Annotated in this window: 19 protein-coding genes; 13 read left to right on the top strand and 6 right to left on the bottom strand. The window is 70.9% G+C overall.

All coding sequences use genetic code 11. From position 1 onward, the window contains the following. Positions 1 to 6: 6 nt before the first annotated feature. Positions 7 to 1,161 carry an anion permease gene (locus ACWGJM_RS24415; RefSeq protein WP_453413804.1) on the bottom strand — a complete coding sequence of 385 codons (1,155 nt, stop codon included), beginning with the start codon at positions 1,159 to 1,161 and terminating at the stop codon, positions 7 to 9. Positions 1,162 to 1,265: 104 nt separating this feature from the next. Between ACWGJM_RS24415 and ACWGJM_RS24410 the strand changes: the two genes are divergently transcribed. The 6 genes from ACWGJM_RS24410 to ACWGJM_RS24385 all read left to right on the top strand — a co-directional run bounded on the left by ACWGJM_RS24410 (position 1,266) and on the right by ACWGJM_RS24385 (position 5,996). Beyond that, a complete protein-coding gene (locus ACWGJM_RS24410) occupies positions 1,266 to 1,664 on the top strand; it encodes a helix-turn-helix domain-containing protein (RefSeq protein ID WP_453413803.1) in 399 nt (132 codons plus the stop codon). 109 nt (positions 1,665 to 1,773) lie between these two features. After that, positions 1,774 to 2,148, top strand: a complete 375-nt coding sequence (locus ACWGJM_RS24405; RefSeq protein ID WP_453413802.1) for an effector-associated constant component EACC1 — start codon at positions 1,774 to 1,776, stop codon at positions 2,146 to 2,148. A gap of 1 nt (position 2,149) precedes the next feature. After that, positions 2,150 to 3,472, top strand: a complete 1,323-nt coding sequence (locus tag ACWGJM_RS24400; RefSeq protein ID WP_453413801.1) for a caspase, EACC1-associated type — start codon at positions 2,150 to 2,152, stop codon at positions 3,470 to 3,472. Next, the gene (locus ACWGJM_RS24395) at positions 3,465 to 4,808 is read left to right on the top strand and encodes a Clp protease N-terminal domain-containing protein (RefSeq protein WP_453413800.1); all 1,344 of its coding nucleotides are present in this window, start codon (positions 3,465 to 3,467) and stop codon (positions 4,806 to 4,808) included. The genes ACWGJM_RS24400 and ACWGJM_RS24395 overlap by 8 nt, the downstream gene beginning before the upstream one ends. Before the next feature lie 37 nt (positions 4,809 to 4,845). After that, the gene (locus ACWGJM_RS24390; protein WP_361809865.1) at positions 4,846 to 5,262 is read left to right on the top strand and encodes a VOC family protein; all 417 of its coding nucleotides are present in this window, start codon (positions 4,846 to 4,848) and stop codon (positions 5,260 to 5,262) included. Continuing rightward, complete coding sequence (locus ACWGJM_RS24385; protein WP_453413799.1) at positions 5,259 to 5,996, top strand: VOC family protein; 738 nt, start codon at positions 5,259 to 5,261, stop codon at positions 5,994 to 5,996. The genes ACWGJM_RS24390 and ACWGJM_RS24385 overlap by 4 nt, the downstream gene beginning before the upstream one ends. A gap of 19 nt (positions 5,997 to 6,015) precedes the next feature. Here the strand turns inward: ACWGJM_RS24385 and ACWGJM_RS24380 are convergent, their stop codons facing one another. From ACWGJM_RS24380 to ACWGJM_RS24370, 3 genes are all read right to left on the bottom strand, one after another. Beyond that, positions 6,016 to 6,348: a DUF952 domain-containing protein gene (locus tag ACWGJM_RS24380; RefSeq protein WP_453413798.1), complete on the bottom strand. Its 333-nt coding sequence runs from the start codon at positions 6,346 to 6,348 to the stop codon at positions 6,016 to 6,018. 421 nt (positions 6,349 to 6,769) lie between these two features. Beyond that, the gene (locus tag ACWGJM_RS24375) at positions 6,770 to 7,918 is read right to left on the bottom strand and encodes a family 2 encapsulin nanocompartment cargo protein polyprenyl transferase (protein WP_453413797.1); all 1,149 of its coding nucleotides are present in this window, start codon (positions 7,916 to 7,918) and stop codon (positions 6,770 to 6,772) included. A 112-nt stretch (positions 7,919 to 8,030) separates the two neighbouring features. Continuing rightward, a complete protein-coding gene (locus ACWGJM_RS24370; RefSeq protein ID WP_453413796.1) occupies positions 8,031 to 9,437 on the bottom strand; it encodes a family 2B encapsulin nanocompartment shell protein in 1,407 nt (468 codons plus the stop codon). Between the two features lie 296 nt (positions 9,438 to 9,733). Between ACWGJM_RS24370 and ACWGJM_RS24365 the strand changes: the two genes are divergently transcribed. Both ACWGJM_RS24365 and ACWGJM_RS24360 read left to right on the top strand, forming a co-directional pair. Beyond that, entirely contained in the window at positions 9,734 to 10,327 is a 594-nt protein-coding gene (locus ACWGJM_RS24365; protein ID WP_453413795.1) for an N-acetylmuramoyl-L-alanine amidase, read from the top strand. Positions 10,328 to 10,358: 31 nt separating this feature from the next. Next, positions 10,359 to 11,261: a 1-aminocyclopropane-1-carboxylate deaminase/D-cysteine desulfhydrase gene (locus tag ACWGJM_RS24360; protein WP_453413794.1), complete on the top strand. Its 903-nt coding sequence runs from the start codon at positions 10,359 to 10,361 to the stop codon at positions 11,259 to 11,261. A gap of 36 nt (positions 11,262 to 11,297) precedes the next feature. Here the strand turns inward: ACWGJM_RS24360 and ACWGJM_RS24355 are convergent, their stop codons facing one another. Next, positions 11,298 to 12,893: a Na+/H+ antiporter gene (locus ACWGJM_RS24355; protein ID WP_453413793.1), complete on the bottom strand. Its 1,596-nt coding sequence runs from the start codon at positions 12,891 to 12,893 to the stop codon at positions 11,298 to 11,300. 61 nt (positions 12,894 to 12,954) lie between these two features. Between ACWGJM_RS24355 and ACWGJM_RS24350 the strand changes: the two genes are divergently transcribed. The 3 genes from ACWGJM_RS24350 (at position 12,955) to ACWGJM_RS24340 (ending at position 15,006) form a co-directional block, all read left to right on the top strand. Next, entirely contained in the window at positions 12,955 to 13,215 is a 261-nt protein-coding gene (locus ACWGJM_RS24350) for a UBP-type zinc finger domain-containing protein (protein WP_390738392.1), read from the top strand. 262 nt (positions 13,216 to 13,477) lie between these two features. Further along, positions 13,478 to 13,891, top strand: a complete 414-nt coding sequence (locus ACWGJM_RS24345) for an anti-sigma regulatory factor (RefSeq protein WP_453413792.1) — start codon at positions 13,478 to 13,480, stop codon at positions 13,889 to 13,891. Continuing rightward, the gene (locus ACWGJM_RS24340) at positions 13,888 to 15,006 is read left to right on the top strand and encodes an RNA polymerase sigma factor SigF (protein ID WP_453413791.1); all 1,119 of its coding nucleotides are present in this window, start codon (positions 13,888 to 13,890) and stop codon (positions 15,004 to 15,006) included. The genes ACWGJM_RS24345 and ACWGJM_RS24340 overlap by 4 nt, the downstream gene beginning before the upstream one ends. Before the next feature lie 32 nt (positions 15,007 to 15,038). Here the strand turns inward: ACWGJM_RS24340 and ACWGJM_RS24335 are convergent, their stop codons facing one another. Continuing rightward, positions 15,039 to 15,488, bottom strand: a complete 450-nt coding sequence (locus ACWGJM_RS24335) for a hypothetical protein (protein ID WP_453413790.1) — start codon at positions 15,486 to 15,488, stop codon at positions 15,039 to 15,041. A 115-nt stretch (positions 15,489 to 15,603) separates the two neighbouring features. On the opposite strand from ACWGJM_RS24335, the gene ACWGJM_RS24330 reads away from it, so the two are divergent. Together ACWGJM_RS24330 and ACWGJM_RS24325 are read left to right on the top strand one after the other, a co-directional pair. Then, positions 15,604 to 16,572 (top strand): diacylglycerol/lipid kinase family protein, encoded by a 969-nt coding sequence (locus tag ACWGJM_RS24330; RefSeq protein WP_453413789.1) that lies wholly within the window; start codon positions 15,604 to 15,606, stop codon positions 16,570 to 16,572. A 320-nt stretch (positions 16,573 to 16,892) separates the two neighbouring features. Further along, positions 16,893 to 17,150, top strand: a complete 258-nt coding sequence (locus ACWGJM_RS24325; RefSeq protein WP_016639615.1) for a WhiB family transcriptional regulator — start codon at positions 16,893 to 16,895, stop codon at positions 17,148 to 17,150. Positions 17,151 to 17,318: the final 168 nt, after the last annotated feature.

The following is a 17,318-nucleotide window of genomic DNA, read 5'->3' as shown; positions in this document are numbered from 1 at the left end:
CCTGGGTCAGGCGGCCGTGCCGACGTGGGCCGGTGCCGTGGGGCGGACGTTGACCTCGTGGTGGTCGTTGACATTGCCGGCGTCCACCGGGTTGCGGCGCGAGATGACAACGATGCCCGCGGCGAGGGCCACGCCGACCAGCGCGACGACGACCGTGCCGAGGTTCCCGCCGTGCGTGACCACGCTCGCGGCGAGCCCTCCGACCAGTGCGGCGGCGGGCAGGGTGACCAGCCAGGCGACCACCATCCGGCCCGCGACGCCCCAGCGGACCTCCGCCAGGCGCCGGCCGAGGCCCGCGCCGAGGATGCTGCCGGAGGCGACCTGGGTGGTGGACAGGGCGAAGCCGAGGTGGGCGGAGGTGAGGATGACGGTCGTGGAGGCCGTCTCCGCAGCGAAGCCCTGCGGGGACTGGATCTCGGTGAGGCCCTTGCCCATCGTCCGGATGATCCGCCAGCCGCCGATGTAGGTGCCCAGGCCGATGGCCAGCCCGGCCGACGCGATCACCCACGCCGGCGGTCCCGCGTCATGGCCCAGCGCGCCCGCCGAGATCAGGGTCAGCGTGATGACGCCCATGGTCTTCTGCGCGTCGTTGGTGCCGTGCGCGAGGGAGACCAGCGAGGCCGAGGCGATCTGCCCGAGCCGGAAGCCCTTGGTGACCGAGTCCTTGCGGGCCCGCTGAGTGAGCCTGTAGGCGAGGTAGGTCGCGATCAGCGCCGCCAGGCCGGCCACCACCGGCGAAGCCACGGCCGGGATCAGTATCTTCTCGACAACCTTGTCGAAGTGCACGCCGTGCGACCCCGCACCGACCCAGACGGCCCCGATGAGCCCGCCGAACAGCGCGTGCGAGGAACTCGACGGCAACCCGGCCAGCCAGGTCAGCAGGTTCCACAGGATCGCCCCGACCAGCCCCGCGAAGATCATCCCCGGGGTGACGAGGGTGTCGTCCACGATCCCGCCGGAGATCGTCTTGGCGACCTCCGTGGACAGGAAGGCGCCGACCACGTTGAGGGCACCGCACACCAGCACCGCGGTTCTCGGCTTGAGCGCGCCGGTGGCGATGGACGTGGCCATAGCGTTCGCCGTGTCGTGGAATCCGTTGGTGAAGTCGAAGGCCAGCGCCGTGACGATGACGACCGCCACGAGGAACGTGATGTGGTCCATCCCTTGAGGGAAGCAACCGCGGGCCAACGCCCGGCTAACTGGAGGCGAAGGGTCCGTCGAAGTGAGGCGCACCGTAGGCGCACCCGCCGTGCCATCCTGTCGGGGTGACGCGCGAAGACCTCGTCCGCCTGCGCCGGACCCGCGACCGTATGAACCGCGAGTACGCCGAGCCCCTCGACATGGCCGAGCTCGCGCGCACCGCCCTGATGTCCCCCGGCCACTTCCAGCGCAGCTTCCGCAAGGCCTTCGGGGAGACGCCGTACAGCTACCTCATGACCCGCCGCGTCGAACGCGCCAAGGCCCTGCTGCGCCGCGGTGACCTCAGCGTCACCGAGGTCTGCCTCGCCGTGGGCTGTACCTCCCTGGGCTCGTTCAGTTCCCGCTTCACCGAGTTGGTCGGCGAGACCCCGAGCGCGTACCGGGCCCGCTCGCACGAGGAGACCGCGGTGATCCCGTCCTGCGTGGCCCGCACCTTCACCCGGCCCCGGCGCCGCCCCTACTGACCGGCACTCACCCACCCCTCACCCACCCCTCCCGGCTTACACTGGTCTCTTCCCAACAGCCTTGCCGATCAAGGTCGTTGCAAGGTCATTGAGCGGAAACGGGGGAGCCGTGGCGACCGCACTCATCTCCGTCCTGAGCCAGGACCCGGTCAAGGACGCCGAGTCGCTGACCGACTGGCTCAGAGGCGAACCGGCGCTCGCCGGGAAGGTCCGGCTGACCGGAAGCGCACCCGCGCCGGGACAGCTGGGCACAGCCCTGGACACAGTGACCGTGCTGCTGGGGGCGGGCGGCCCGCTGACCGTGCTCGCCTCCTGCCTGCGCACCTGGATCGCCCAGCCGCGCCGCAGCGACGTGCGTCTGAAGGTCGAGCTGGACGGCGGGCGCGTCGTCGAGATCGACGCCAAGCGGGTCGACACCGAGGACGTGGCCCAACTCCTGCGGCAGGCCCGCGAGGAGGGGCCGGAGCAGAGCGTGCGGGACTGACGTGCGCCTCCCCGACCCCCACCGCTCCCGGGTCGTGCTGATCGGCGCCGGCCACTACTCCGACCCGGCTCTGCCCGACCTCCCGGCCGTGCACCGCACGATCACCGACCTGGCGGGCCTCTTCACCGACCAGTACTACGGGCTGGTCCCCGACAGCCACTGCACGATGCTGCTCGACGAGGGCGATCTCAGGACCGTCGGCGGGCGGCTGCGGGCCGCCGTGGCCGAGGCGGAGGACCTGCTCCTCGTGTACTACGCGGGGCACGGGCTGGTCAGCGGCCGACGCCACGAGCTGTACCTGGCGCTGCCCGACAGCGAGTGGGCGGCGCCGGAGTTCAACTCCCTCGAGTACGACAAGCTGCGCGACGCCGTGCTCGACAGCCCGGCCGAGACCAAGGTGGTCGTCCTCGACTGCTGCTTCTCCGGCCGGGCCGTCTCCGACTCCCTCTCCGGCGGCGAGGCCGAGCGGATCGGGCAGCTCGAGGTGGCCGGCACCTATGTGCTGACCTCGGCGCAGCGCGACCAGGTCGCCCTCGCGCTGCCGGAGGAGGACCACACCGCGTTCTCCGGCCGGTTCATGCGGCTGCTGCGCGATGGTGTGGTCGGCGGGCCCGAGCTGCTCACCGTCGACGACCTCTACCAGCGGCTGCGGGCGATCATGGAGGCCGAGGGCCTGCCCACCCCGCTCAACCGCGGCGCCGGGACCGCGCACCGGATCGCCCTGGGCATCAACCGCGCCTTCGCCGCGACCGCCGGTCCCGACCTGCGCAGACGTCACGTCGGCGCGGTGGAGCAGGGCAAGGCCGGGGACTGGAAGGGCGCGGCCGGTCAGCTTCAGAAGATCCTCGACGAACAGATCAGGATCCTCGGTCCCGAGGACCCCGACACCCTGCGCACCCGCCAGTCCTACGCGCACAGCCTGGGCGGCGCCGGCACCCCGGTGGAGGCCGCCGGACTGCTCCGGCAGCTGCTCGCCGACCAGCTACGGCTCCTCGGCCCCGACCACGAGGACACCCTGCGCACCCGGCAGTTCCTCGCCGTCAACCTCGGCGAGGCGGGTCACCGCGAGGAGGCCATCGGCATGCTGCGGGTACTGCTGGCCGACCGGGGCCGCGTGCTGGGCGCCGAGCACCCGCACACCCTGCGCACCCGGCACATCCTGGCCCGCAACCTCGCCCTGACCGGCGCACGGGACGAGGCGGTGGCTCTGCTGCGGCAACTGGTGGCGGAGCGGGAGCGGGTGCTGGGGGCGGAGCATCCGCATACGCGGAGGGCTCGGGGGGACCTGGCGGAGGCCGAGGGAGAGGTGGCGGGGAGTGGTTGATTTCGAACGGTTCAGCGATGACACGAAGCATGTGGTGGTTTGCGGGGACCGCGCAGCCCGTGAACTCAAGCACAGTGTCATCGATACGGGGCATCTCCTGCTGGGATTGATCGCAGCAGCCGGCGAATCAGGAACCGGCTCGGAGATCGAGAATCTCCTTGGTATCTCCAGCGCGCAGATTCGCGGTGGAGTGGTGGGTGCCCTCGGTCTGGGCAAGGACCAGCTTCCGAAACACCTTCCCTTCAGTTCCGAGGCAAAAGCGGTAGTCCAAGAGGCGCCCAGCGAGGCCGACCGGCTCGGCCAGGCAAGCGTGGAGCCGATACACATCCTCCTCGCCCTGATCGCCCAGGACGGCGGCACTGCGGTGAGGGTCCTTCGTGCGAACGGGGTGGACCTCAGTCGTGTGCGACAGTCGATCATCCAGTCGGAGACCAGGTCCGCGCAGGCCGCACCCCGCCGCCTTCTCGACACAGTCACCCGCGTTCTGACGCTCGACAGTGGCCCGGTCGTCGGCCGCTCCCACGAGATCGGCCGAGTGATCCAGATCCTCAGCCGCCATCAGCGCAACACCCCCCTCCTCATCGGCGCCCCGGGCGTCGGAAAGGAGGCTGTGGCCGCGGGTGTCGCAAACACAATCACCGAGGGACTCGTGCCAACCTCGCTACGGAACCGCACCGTCCGCGCCCTCGACCTCGGTTCCGTCCTCGCTGACTCACAGCGCCGGGCCCAGGGTGCCGCCCTGATCACCGAACTTCTGGACGAGGTCAGTAACAGTCCGAACCTCATCCTCTACCTCAATGGCGCCCTCGCCGCCCTGCACCTCCCCGACGGCACCACCAGTCCGCTCGCCCTGTTCCGCCCGCTGCTCGACGCCCCGGGCGTCCTCGTCTTCGGCGACTGCGGCCGCGCGGAATACGAGCGGCGGGACCCGGACCCCGGACTCGACCGGTTCGTCCAGCCAGTGCCTGTCGAGGAGCCGCCGGAAGACGACGTGCGGGAGATCCTCCGTACGGTCCGAAAGCGCCTGGAGGCTCACCACAACGCCGCCCTCAGCGACGAGGCCCTGCTGGCCGCCGCCGTCCTGGCCCGCGGCCATGTTCCCGACCAGTCGCTGCCCGGCGCCGCCATCGATTTGCTGGACGAAGCCGCGGCGCTGGCCCGGTTGCAGGCCGCGCGGTCTGGCACAGCGTCGGACGAGCCCTTGTCCATCACGGAAACCGATGTACGCAGGGCCCTCGCCGCCTACTCCGGCATCCAGTCCCCCGCGCACCACCCCTCCCCCGCCCCCGCCCCCGCCCCCGCCGAACACGACCCCTACATCTGGGCCATGAGCTGAGGCAGCGTGGCCCGCCGCCCCGAACTAGCGTGAGCACATGGACCTGAAACTCAAGCAGTGCTTCATCGCCGTCGACGACCACGACAAGGCGCTCCACTTCTACGTCGACATCCTGGGCATGGAGGTCCGCAACGACGTCGGCTTCGAAGGGATGCGGTGGGTGACCGTCGGCTCGCCGCTCCAGCCGGACGTGGAGATCGTGCTGGAGCCGCCCGGCATGAACCCGGACGCCTCGCCCGCCGACCGGCAGGCGATGGCCGAACTGCTCGCCAAGGGCATGCTGCGCGGGGTCATCTTCACCACCCGTGACTGCGACGCCCTGTACGCGCGGGTCGAGGAGGCCGGCGGCGAGGTGCTCCAGGAGCCGACGGACCAGCCGTACGGCATGCGCGACTGCGCGTTCCGCGATCCGGCCGGGAACATGCTGCGGTTCATCGAGCGGACGGACGCGTGAACATCCGCTGGACGTATGCCTTCGTCGACCGGCCGGCCGGGCGCCTGGACCGCGCCCGGGAGTTCTGGACGGCCGTCACCGGGACCCGCCTGTCCGAACCCCGGGGCAGGCGGGGCGAGTTCGTGACACTCGAGCCCGATGACGACACCGACCCCTGTGTGAAGCTCCAGGGCGTCGGCGCGGGAGACGGCGGCGCGCATCTCGATCTCTGTGCCGAGGACGTGCCGGCACTGGTGAAGTCGGCCCGGGAGCTCGGCGCGGGCGTGGTCGCGGAGCACGACGGGTGGGCCGTACTGAGGTCGCCCGCCGGGCAGTCGTTCTGCGCGGTGCCGTGGCACGGGGAGTCGGTGGGGCCGCCGGTGGTCGCCGGCAGCAGGCTGGACCAGGTGTGCCTGGACGTGCCGCCGTCCGCGTACGACGCCGAGGCCGCCTTCTGGGCGGAACTGACCGGCTGGGACCTGCTGGCGGGCTCGCTCACGGAGTTCCGGGTGCTGAGGCCGCCGCCGGGCCTGCCGGTCCGCGTCCTGCTCCAGCGGCTCGGCGAGGAAGGGCCCACCTCCGCGCACCTCGATATGGCCTGCGCGGACATCCCGGCGAGCCGCGCACGTCACGAGCGCCTGGGCGCCTCCTTCGTCGCCGACGGCCTTCACTGGACGGTGATGCGCGATCCGGCGGGCGGGATCTACTGCCTGACCGGCCGGGACCCGCGGACGGGCGCGCTGCCGCCCGCGTAGGGCGCCGGGGTAGGACGCGTCACCCCCAGGGCTCCACCTCCACCACGGCGTCGACCGGCACGGGCCCGTAGACGTGGGGGAACTCCTCGCCGCCCGGTTCCATGGCCTCGTACTTCACCGGCACGCCGAGCCGGCCGGGGTCGACGACCAGGACGACCAGGTCGTCGGGGCCTTCGTAGGAGCCGTACAGGAAGGCGGCGATGCGCGGGAGCTGGTCGCGGGTGGAGAAGTGGATGAAGCCCTCCTCCTGGAGGGTGCGGCCGCGGGTCGACACCTCGTAGGTACCGCGTTCGCGGGCCGCGTTCCACAGGGAGCGTTCGGTGATGTGCAGGATGTACGGCAGCTTCGTCATGCGGCCACGCTAAGGGCCGGGTTCCTGCCGCGCCGGATCATTTTCGGGGGGCGCCGGAGGCGTGGGCCGCTCCTCGGGCGCGGACTCGGCATTCGTCGGGCAGTCGGGATTGCGGCAGGGCCCGGGCACCCACAGCGGGACCCAGGCGCCCAGCGTCTTGTGCCGCCGGATCACCGTCTCGACGGGCTGTCCGCAAGCCGGACAGGTATGTCCCTCACCGCCCATGCTCCTCAGCGTAGGAGACGAAGGGCGGGGCCCGCACACCGTGGGGATGTGCGGGACCCGCCTGGCCGGAGCCCCCGGTGACCGTGCGGGGTCAGGAGCCGCACGGCCCCGGAGGCTCCGGGGTCTCTTCACGGCCGACGGAACGGCCGATGGAACAGCCGACGAGCAGCCGACGAGCAGCGGACGGGCGCCGGCCTCAGCTGCTGCGCCGGGTCACGAACTCGGCCAGCGCCAGCAGACCGCCCGCCGCCTCCGGATCCGGGACCGCCCGGGCCAGCTCCTGCATCGCCCGGGCCATCCGGTCGGCCGCCTGGGCCTGCGCCCAGTCCCGTCCGCCGGCCCGTTCCACGGCCCGGGCCGTGCGGGCGATCCCTTCTGTGTCGCCCTCCTCGTACGGCTTCCCGTACAGCTCGGCGAGTTCGGCTGCGGGCGGGGTGCCCGAGGTGAGCGCCGCGACGACGGGCAGCGACTTCTTGCGGGCCGCGAGGTCGGCCCCGGCCGGCTTGCCGGTGCGCTCGGGGTCGCCCCATATGCCGATGACGTCGTCGATCAGCTGGAAGGCGAGCCCCGCCTGGCGGCCGAAGGCGTCCAGCGCCGCCACGTCCTCCGCCGCCGCCCCCGCGTACAGGGCACCGAGCGCGCAGGCGCACCCCAGCAGCGCGCCGGTCTTGGCCTCGGCCATCACGAGCACCTCGTCGAGCGTGACGTCGCCCGGGGCCCGCCTCTCCATGGCCGTGTCCGTGTGCTGACCGGCGCACAGTTCGACGACGCAGTCCGCGAGCCGGGCCGCCGCCTCCCCGGACGCGGGATGCGGGTCCCCGGCGAGCAGCCGGAGGGCGAGCGCCTGGAGGGCGTCCCCGGCGAGGATCGCGTCGGCGTCGCCGAACACCGTCCACGCGGTGGGCCGGTGCCGACGGGAGGTGTCGCGGTCCATCACGTCGTCGTGCAGCAGCGTGAAGTTGTGGACCAGTTCCACCGCCGCGGCCGCCCGCAGGGACGCCGCCCGGGCCCCCGGTCCGCCCAGCGCGTCGGCCGCCGTGAGGACGAGCGCGGGGCGTATGGCCTTGCCCGCGCTGCCGGTCGCCGGGGTGCCGTCCGCGTGCCGCCACCCGAAGTGGTACTGCGCGATCCGCCGCATCGAGCCGGGCAACGACTCGACGGCGGCGCGCAGTACGGGGTCGACCGAGGAGCGGGCCCGGTCCAGGATCGCCGCGGCCTCGTGCCCGTCGGGCGAACCCGGGGGGTCGTCCCCCGCGGACTCTCGCCGTTCGGGCGGATCCAGCACCCCGCCGGGCCGCGGCGGTCCCCCCGCGCGCCGCTTCGTCCCCGTCATGAACTCGGCCATGGGTCCCCCTCGCGAAGCCCGCGGACCGTGGCGTTTACGCCCCGGCTGAGCGCGTACCCGGAGGGTCTACCCGTCCCGGCCGACGGGGACACGGCGACCAGGTGCGGAAACGTCACCTCCAGCGACCGATCTCGACGTTCTCCAGTACACCCAGCGCGTCCGGTACCAGGACCGCCGCCGAGTAGTAGGCCGTGACCAGGTATTTGATGATGGCTTGTTCATTGATGCCCATGAAGCGCACGGACAGGCTGGGCTCGATCTCGTCCGGGATGCCCGACTGGCGCAGCCCGATGACGCCCTGTTCCTCCTCTCCCAGTCGCATGGCGATGATGGAGCTCGTCCGTGCCTCGGTGACCGGGATCTTGTTGCACGGGAAGATCGGCACCCCGCGCCAGGTGGGGATGCGGTTGCCGCCCATGTCGACGGTCTCCGGGACGAGTCCGCGCTTGTTCAGCTCGCGGCCGAACGCGGAGATCGCGCGCGGGTGGGCGAGGAACAGCTTGGTGCCGCGCCGGCGGCTGAGCAGTTCGTCCATGTCGTCCGGGCCGGGGACGCCGTCGTGCGGCTGGAGCCGCTGGTCGTACTGGCAGTTGCTGAGCAGGCCGAACTCACGGTTGTTGATCAGCTCGTGTTCCTGGCGCTCCTTCAACGCCTCGACGGTGAGCCGGAGTTGCTGCTCGGTCTGGTTCATCGGCTGGTTGTAGAGGTCTGCCACGCGCGTGTGGATGCGCAGCACGGTCTGCGCGATGCTGAGCTCGTACTCGCGCGGGCTGCCCTCGTAGTCGACGAAGGTGTGCGGGATGTCCGGCTCGCCGCTGTGGCCGGCCGCGAGGTCGACGGCCTTCTCGCCGTACTTGTTGGTGCGCTGATGCGGGATCGAGCGCTGCTGCCGGACGTGCTCGCGCAGGGAGTCGGCGCGCTCGGCGACCTGATCGAAGTCCTCGCGGGAGAGGATGAGCACGGTGCAGGCGGTGTCCGCGCGCGCGGTGTACTCCCAGATGGCGTCCGGGTCGAGGAGTGCCTGCTCGCCGAAGTACGCGCCGTCGGCGAGGACGCCCAGGACCGCGTCGTCGCCGTACGGCCCCGTGCCGACCTTCTCGACCCTGCCGTGGGCGAGGAGGTAGACCTTGTCGCTCTGGCTGCCGAAGGAGGCGATCACCTCCCCCGGGGCGAAGTCCCGCCGGTGGCAGCGCTGGGCGAGCTCCGAGAGCACCTCCTGATCGTCGTAGGACCGCAGGGCCGGCAGTTCGGCCAGTTCGCCGGGGACGACCTCGACGCGCTCGCCGGTCTTCACGAAGGTGATGCGCCCGTCGCCGAGCGCGTACGTCAGTCGCCGGTTGACCCGGTACGTGCCGCCCTGGACGTTCACCCATGGCAGCATCCGCAGCAGCCAGCGGGAGCTGATCTCCTGCATCTGGGGTGCGGACTTGGTGGTCGTGGCCAGGTTCCGCGCCGCCGCGGTGTTCAGACTCTGCTGCGGCTTGTTCTGTTCCTCGCGGACCTCTTCGCCTACCGACATAGAGAATTGCCCTCCCGGTCATGCTCCGGCGCCGAACTGCGCCGGGCATCGATCTCACAGCCAGGCTCGCATCACTCAGCGTGTCGACGCCATTACCCGAACGAGCGGGATTGGATCATCGGACCACCGGGCAAACAGAGGGACCACGCCCACCGCTTGCCGGGATCGCGGGTGTTGTCCTGATCGGCTCGCACAGTGTGCGAACGATGTATGCCGGGACGTCCGGTTTAGGTAGAAGCAGCTGTACGAGGCGGTCGCGGCCGGCTGCCGCCCGGCACAGCACGAAGGAGGCGACCATGGCCTCACCCATGTCCGCGAGCGGTTTCCTCAACGCCCTGAGAGCCGAGGGGCTCACCGTCATGGAGGTCGGCGACTGGGAACACCACAACCGCAACCACAAGGGGCCCTGGGGCCCTGTGCACGGCGTGATGATCCACCACACGGTGACCAAGGGCAGCGAGCGGACGGTGGACCTCTGCCGGGACGGCTACACCGAGCTGCCGGGCCCGCTGTGCCACGGCGTGATCACCAAGGACGGCACCGTCCACCTCGTCGGCTACGGCCGCGCCAACCACGCCGGGCTCGGCGACGACGACGTGCTGCGCGCCGTGATCGCCGAGAAGGGGCTGCCGCCGGACAACGAGGCCGACACCGACGGCAACCGGCACTTCTACGGCTTCGAGTGCGAGAACCTCGGCGACGGCGACGACCCCTGGCCCGTGGCCCAGCTGGAGGCCATCGAGAAGGCCGCCGCGGCGGTCTGCCGCCACCACGGCTGGACGGAACGCTCGGTCATCGGCCACCTGGAGTGGCAGCCAGGGAAGGTGGACCCGCGGGGCTTCACGATGAGCTGGATGAGGGAGCGGATCAGGGAACGCCTGAAGGCGTAGCGACCGGGCCGTCCCGGGCGACAATGGACCCGTGACCAGCCCCGACGCTCTCCGCCCCCGCCTGCCCTCCCCCCTGCGGGAGGTGACCGACGAGCGGTTCACGAGGCACGGCGTGCGTCTGCTGCTCAAGCGGGACGATCTGATCCACCCGGACCTGATCGGCAACAAGTGGCGCAAGCTGGTCCCGAACATCGAGGCGGCGGCCGGCCGCACGATCGTGACCTTCGGCGGCGCGTACTCCAACCATCTGCGGGCCACCGCCGCCGCGGGCCGCCTCCTCGGCCTGACCACGGTCGGCGTGGTCCGCGGCCAGGAGCTGGCCGACCGGCCCCGTAACCCGTCCCTGGCCCGCTGCGAGGCCGACGGCATGCGCCTGCACTTCATCGACAGGTCGACATATCGCCGCAAGGCCGAACCCGACACGCTTGACGCCATCCTCCGCGCCCTCGACGAGCCGCACGCCCACGTCGTCCCGGAGGGCGGCAGCAACGCCGAAGCCGTCCGCGGCTGCCAGGCCCTCGGCCGGGAACTTCGCGGCCACGGCGACTTCGTCGATGTCGTCGCCCTGGCCTGCGGCACCGGCGGCACCCTCGCCGGTACGGCCGCCGGCCTGGCCCCTGAGCAGCGCGCCCTGGGCATACCCGTCCTGAAGGGCGGCTTCCTTGCCGCCGAGATACCGGAGCTCCAGGAGCGTGCCTTCGGCGGCCGCCGGGGCACCTGGTCGCTCGACGACCGCTTCCACTTCGGCGGCTACGCGCGCGTCACCCCGGAGCTCGAAGCCTTCGCCGCGGACTTCGAGGACCGCCACGGCCTGCCCGTGGAGCGTCTGTATGTCGCCAAGATGCTCCACGCGCTCGTCATCCTCACCGGCGAAGGCGCCTTCCCGCGCGGGACGACGGTCGCCGCCGTCGTCACCGGCCGGCCTTTCCCGTGACCGGCCCTTCCCACGGCCGGCCCGCACAGCCAGGACCTATGCCGCCTCCCGGTACGCCGCCGCCTCCTCCAGGTCCAGCCTGCGCAGCAGCGTGCGCAGCATCTCGTCGTCGATGTAGCGGTGGTCGCGCAGCCGGACGAACACCTCGCGCTCGGCGCTGATCATCTCCCGGGACAGCCGGCGGTAGGTGTCGTCGACCGTATCCCCGGTCACGGGGTTCACCGCGCCGAGCCGCTCCCAGACGGCGTTGCGGCGGCGCTCCAGGACCATGCGCAGGCGGTCGGCGAGCGGTGGGGGCAGGGCGTTGCGCTCGTCCGAGAGGAGTTCCTCGAGGCGCTGCTCGGCGACCCGGGAGGCCTGCGCCTGGGCATTGGCCTCGGCGAGCGTCTCGGCCTGCGCGTCCCGTCCGGGGAACCTCAGCAGGCGGATCAGCGGGGGCAGGGTCAGGCCCTGCACCACCAGTGTCCCGATCACCGTGGTGAAGGTCAGGAACAGGATCAGGTTGCGCTGCGGGAAGGGGCCGCCGCCGTGCACCGTGAGCGGGATGGAGAAGGCGATGGCCAGGGAGACCACGCCCCGCATCCCGGCCCACGAGGTGACCATCGCGCCCTTCCAGGTGGGGTTCGCCTCCCGCTCCCTGATCCGCGACGACAGCAGGCGCGGCAGGAAGGTCGCCGGATACACCCATACGAACCGGGTCGCGACGACCACCAGGAAGACGGCCACCGCGTACCAGGTGGCGTCGGCGCCCTCGTACTCCCCGAGGCCCTTGAGGACGACCGGCAGCTGGAGTCCGATGAGCGCGAAGACCGCGGACTCCAGGACGAAGGCGACCATCTTCCACACCGCCTCCTCCTGGAGCCGGGTGGCGAAGTCGACCTCCCACGCGCGGTGGCCGAGGTAGAGGGCGACGACCACGACGGCGAGGACTCCGGAGGCGTGCAGCTGCTCGGCGACGCCATAGGCGACGAACGGGATGAGCAGGGAGAGCGTGTTCTGAAGCAGGGGTTCCTTCAGGTGCGTGCGCAGCCAGTGCAGGGGAGCCATCAGGACCAGGCCGACGCCGACGCCCCCGACCGCCGCGAGCAGGAACTCACCGAACCCGCCGAGCCAGGTGGCGCCCTCGCCGACGGCCGCGGCGAGGGCGACCTTGTAGCCGGTGATCGCGGTGGCGTCGTTCAGCAGGGACTCGCCCTGGAGGATCGTGGTGATCCGCGAGGGCAGGCCGACGCGACGGGCGACGGCGGTCGCCGCGACGGCGTCCGGCGGCGCCACCACGGCGCCCAGCACCAGCGCGGCGGTCAGCGGCATCCCGGGGACGATCAGATAGACGGCCCAGCCGACGACGAAGGTCGCGAAGATCACGTATCCCACCGACAGCAGCGCCACCGGCCGCAGCTGGGCCCGCAGGTCGAGGTAGGAGCTGTCGGTCGCCGACGTGTACAGCAGCGGGGGCAGCAGGAGGGGGAGCACGACCTCGGGGTCGAGGGTGTAGTCGGGCATGCCGGGGACGTACGAGACCAGCAGGCCGACCGTGACCAGCAGCAGCGGCGCCGGCACCGGCGTCCGCCGGGCCGCCCCCGCGATCGCGGCACTCCCCGCCACCAGCAGCAGCAGCGGCATCACGTCCATCGTCCTCGCCCGCCCTCGTTTTCCGCGCGGTCACCCGCACGCCCGTCGTAATCTGGCAATCATGAAACAGTGCACGCACGCCGACGCGCTGCCGCACCCGGAGCCCGAACCGCAGAACGAGACCTGCCCGGAGTGTCTCGCGAACGGCACACACCCGGTGCAGCTGCGGAAATGTCTTACCTGTGGCCACGTCGGCTGCTGTGACTCCTCACCCGGGAGGCATGCCACGGAACATCATGAGAAGTCCGGTCATCCTGTGATGCGGACCTTCGAACCTGGAGAGAGCTGGCGCTGGTGCTTCGTAGACCACGTACTCGTGTGACCCTGTAAGCAGCCGCCGATCCGGACGGTTCGAGCGTCTGACGTCTGGGTACGTCAACCCGGCGCGCGCTCTCCCCAATTGGGACCGCTCGGCCTCTAGACACGGAGCGTATCCACAGCTTTACTGTGAGTGACGCCAGGGGGTTGGGGTCCCGGGGACAGGAACGTTCGGAGCGCGATAGCGTCACCGCTGAACCACGTGTCGCGTTACCCCGAGGGGCGACCCTCGGCCCCTTAAAGCTTGTACCACCATGGAGGTGAGGGTGTCCCAGATCGCAGGCGAGCCCGCGACCCAGGACTTCGTGGAAGTCCGGCTGCCGGCTGCGGGTGCCTACCTGTCGGTGCTGCGGACGGCGACGGCCGGTCTCGCCGCCCGCTTGGACTTCACCCTGGACGAGATCGAGGACCTGCGCATCGCCGTGGACGAGGCCTGCGCGATCCTGCTCCAACAGGCCGTGCCCGGCTCCGTGCTCAGCTGTGTCTTCCGGCTCGTCGACGACTCGCTCGAGGTCACGGTCTCGGCGCCGACCACGGACGGGCACGCTCCCTCACGGGACACCTTCGCCTGGACCGTGCTGTCTGCCCTGGCGGGCAAGGTCTCCTCGGCTGTCGACGAGGACAAGACCGTGTCGATCTGCCTCTACAAACAGCGCGGCGCGGGACCCGGGCCGGCGTGAGGAACGGGGACGGTCCGGTGCGGGACGAAGAGCGCGGCACACGTGAGCTGCCGGTCGGAGGCGCGGGCTCTCCGGACGGTTCCCCACGCATGCGGGACGGCATCGACGGGATCCCAGAGCAGGCCAGGCCGCACCCGGAGGACCACTCCGCGGAGGCCGGCTTCCCGGACGACGGGCAGCGGGATCGGGAAGGTGCCGTGCAGAGCGCGCCTCTCGAGCGGCGGAGCGGGGTGTCCCCGGCCCGGACGGAGGCGAGGGCTCGGGGAAGGGCGACGGGCGGGACGATGAGCGAGCACGAACGGGACGACGACGAGGTGAACGCACAGGCCGTGCCGGGCCTGCGGGGCGCGCAGCACGACCCCCAGGACCGCAGTGGGGCGCGTGCGATGTTCGTCGAGCTGCGGGCGCTGAGCAACGGCAGCCCGGAGTACGCGGAGCTGCGCAACAAGCTGGTCCGCATGCACCTGCCGCTCGTCGAGCACCTCGCGCGCCGCTTCCGCAACCGTGGTGAGCCGCTGGACGACCTCACCCAGGTCGCCACCATCGGGCTGATCAAGTCGGTCGACCGCTTCGACCCGGACCGGGGCGTGGAGTTCTCCACGTACGCCACTCCGACCGTCGTCGGCGAGATCAAGCGGCACTTCCGTGACAAGGGCTGGGCGGTCCGCGTGCCGCGCCGGCTTCAGGAGCTGCGTCTTTCGCTCACCACGGCCACGGCCGAGCTGTCCCAGCAGCACGGGCGCTCCCCCACGGTGCACGAGCTGGCCGAGAAACTCGCGATCTCCGAGGAGGAGGTCCTGGAGGGCCTCGAGTCGGCGAACGCCTACTCCACGCTTTCCCTGGACGTCCCCGACACGGACGACGAGTCCCCGGCGGTGGCCGACACCCTCGGCGCGGAGGACGAGGCCCTGGAGGGCGTCGAGTACCGCGAGTCCCTCAAGCCCCTGCTGGAGGATCTCCCGCCCCGAGAGAAGCGGATCCTTCTTCTCCGCTTCTTCGGCAACATGACCCAGTCCCAGATCGCCCAGGAGGTCGGCATCTCCCAGATGCACGTCTCCCGCCTCCTGGCCCGCACCCTGGCCCAGCTACGGGAGAAGCTGCTGGTCGAGGAGTAGCCGATGAGGCTGGTCCGCCGAACCCCGGAGGGCTACCGTTCCGCGCGCCCCGGTCCCTTGATGCCCAGGGCCCTGGTCGTGGCGGGGTTCAGCAGGAGGACCAGCGCGGTCAGCGCGACGACGGCGAGGGCGATGCCCGCCGGGATCGCGGCGCTGTCGGCCTGGAGGAGGCTGTAGGCGACCGGGAGTGCCATGATCTGCGTGATCACGGCGGGGCCCCGGCTCCAGCCGCGCCGCAGCAGCAGGCCGCGCGCGGCGAGCAGCGGCAGCAGGGCGAGCACGATCAGGGTGATGGCCAGGGTCACGGCCTGCTGCCGGTCGTCCGGGTCGCCGGTGACGCCGAGTACGAGCGTCCACACACCCCCGACCACCAGCGCGGATCCCTCCAGCGCGGCCAGCGCCGCCGCGTAGGTCAGACGCCGCGGACGGGGGCCGTCGGCCTCCGCGGGGGTCTCGTGGGTGGAGTTCTGCTCGCTGCTCACCCCTGAAGAGTAGCCCTCGCCCCGGAGCCCAGGTGTCCAGGCTCACGTCCCCTTCTCTTACCGGATCCCTACCTCGGTCTGGGCCCAGTACCACCCAGTAGGTAACCTGCAACCCATGCGTGCACTTCTCGTGGTCAATCCGGCGGCAACCACCACAAGCGCACGTAGGCGTGACGTGCTGATCCACGCGCTGGCGAGCGAGATGAAGCTCGAGGCGGTGACCACCGAGTACCGCGGTCACGCCCGGGACCTGGGCCGGCAGGCGGCGGAGAGCGACGACATCGACCTGGTCGTGGCCCTCGGCGGCGACGGCACCGTCAACGAGGTGGTCAACGGCCTGCTGCACGCCGGCCCCGATCCGGACCGGCTGCCCGGCCTCGCCGTGGTCCCCGGCGGCTCCACCAACGTCTTCGCCCGCGCCCTGGGCCTGCCCAACGACAACGTCGAGGCCACCGGCGCCCTGCTGGACGCCCTGCGCGAGGGCCGCGAGCGCGTCGTCGGTCTCGGTCTGGCAGCCGGCACGCCCGGCACCGAGGACGAGGCGGTCCCCTCCCGGTGGTTCACGTTCAACGCGGGCCTCGGCTTCGACGCGGGCGTGGTCGGCCGGGTCGAGCAGCAGCGCGAGCGCGGCAAGAAGTCGACGCACGCTTTGTACGTCCGTCAGGTCGTCCGGCAGTTCCTCGGCGAGCCGCACCGTCGGCACGGCACGATCACGCTCGAACACCCCGGCGGGGACCCGGTCACCGATCTTGTCGTGGCGATAGTCTCGAACACGTCGCCTTGGACCTATCTCGGCAATCGCCCGATGTACACGTCGCCTAAGGCCTCGTTCGATAAAGGCCTCGACGTACTCGGTCTCAGTCGTCTGTCCACAGCCGCGGTTGCCCGGTATGGCACCCAGTTGCTCACTTCGTCCCCCGAGCGTGGACCCTACGGAAAGCACGCCGCCTCCCTGCACGACCTGGACGGCTTCACCTTGCATTCGAAGGTGCCGCTCCCCCTCCAGATGGACGGCGACCACCTGGGACTGCGTACCAGCGTGACGTTCACAGGCGTACGCCGTGCACTGCGTGTGATTGTGTGAGCGGAACGGGCCAAAGTCCTTTCACTCGAACGTTTAGACCAGGGTCCACCCCATGGAAGTACGGCTGTGACCTAGTCGACACCGAGGAATCAAAAAAAACTTTCCGGAAGGGGTTGTATCCGCCGCTGAGGTTTGCGAGTCTCTACGTGGCGATCGGGACGGCCCGCAACACCGGCCTCCACTGATCACCGGAACCCCTCTTCAGACACAGGACCACGCCGGGGAAGACTCGGCGGTCGGCCCTTCACTTGTTGAGGGATTCGTGAAAGCGTTCACATTCACAAGCAATCTGCATGTAATACCAAGGAGAGGTAGCAGCCATGGACTGGCGTCACAACGCCGTTTGCCGCGAGGAAGACCCCGAGCTCTTCTTCCCCATCGGCAACACCGGTCCTGCGCTGCTGCAGATCGAGGAAGCCAAGGCCGTCTGCCGTCGCTGCCCGGTTATGGAGCAGTGTCTGCAGTGGGCGCTCGAGTCCGGCCAGGACTCCGGCGTCTGGGGTGGTCTCAGCGAGGACGAGCGTCGTGCCATGAAGCGCCGCGCCGCCCGCAACCGGGCTCGTCAGGCCTCCGCCTGACAACCCACCCCTGCTGACAGCCTGAGCTTGGCGGCGCGTGTGCCTTACGGCATTACTTCGTAGACAGCGAGTACGCATCTCCCGCCCCCGAGCCGCAGCGCGCAGTACCCCCGATGCGCTTAGTAGAGCAGCAACGAGCTTAAGCCCCGGATCACTTGTGGTCCGGGG

Source organism: Streptomyces sp. NPDC054834 (assembly GCF_053611185.1).
Note: the sequence above shows the minus strand (reverse complement) of the source record. Positions and strands in the feature narration are given on the sequence as shown.

Coding starts and splice junctions, on each gene's coding strand:
- ACWGJM_RS24375 (WP_453413797.1), bottom strand. CDS start 7,918: ATGGCCGAGTTCATGACGGGGACGAAGCGGCGCGCGGGGGGACCGCCG.
- ACWGJM_RS24355 (WP_453413793.1), bottom strand. CDS start 12,893: ATGGACGTGATGCCGCTGCTGCTGCTGGTGGCGGGGAGTGCCGCGATC.
- ACWGJM_RS24350 (WP_390738392.1), top strand. CDS start 12,955: ATGAAACAGTGCACGCACGCCGACGCGCTGCCGCACCCGGAGCCCGAA.
- ACWGJM_RS24330 (WP_453413789.1), top strand. CDS start 15,604: ATGCGTGCACTTCTCGTGGTCAATCCGGCGGCAACCACCACAAGCGCA.
- ACWGJM_RS24325 (WP_016639615.1), top strand. CDS start 16,893: ATGGACTGGCGTCACAACGCCGTTTGCCGCGAGGAAGACCCCGAGCTC.
- ACWGJM_RS24380 (WP_453413798.1), bottom strand. CDS start 6,348: ATGACGAAGCTGCCGTACATCCTGCACATCACCGAACGCTCCCTGTGG.
- ACWGJM_RS24415 (WP_453413804.1), bottom strand. CDS start 1,161: ATGGACCACATCACGTTCCTCGTGGCGGTCGTCATCGTCACGGCGCTG.
- ACWGJM_RS24370 (WP_453413796.1), bottom strand. CDS start 9,437: ATGTCGGTAGGCGAAGAGGTCCGCGAGGAACAGAACAAGCCGCAGCAG.
- ACWGJM_RS24365 (WP_453413795.1), top strand. CDS start 9,734: ATGGCCTCACCCATGTCCGCGAGCGGTTTCCTCAACGCCCTGAGAGCC.
- ACWGJM_RS24390 (WP_361809865.1), top strand. CDS start 4,846: ATGGACCTGAAACTCAAGCAGTGCTTCATCGCCGTCGACGACCACGAC.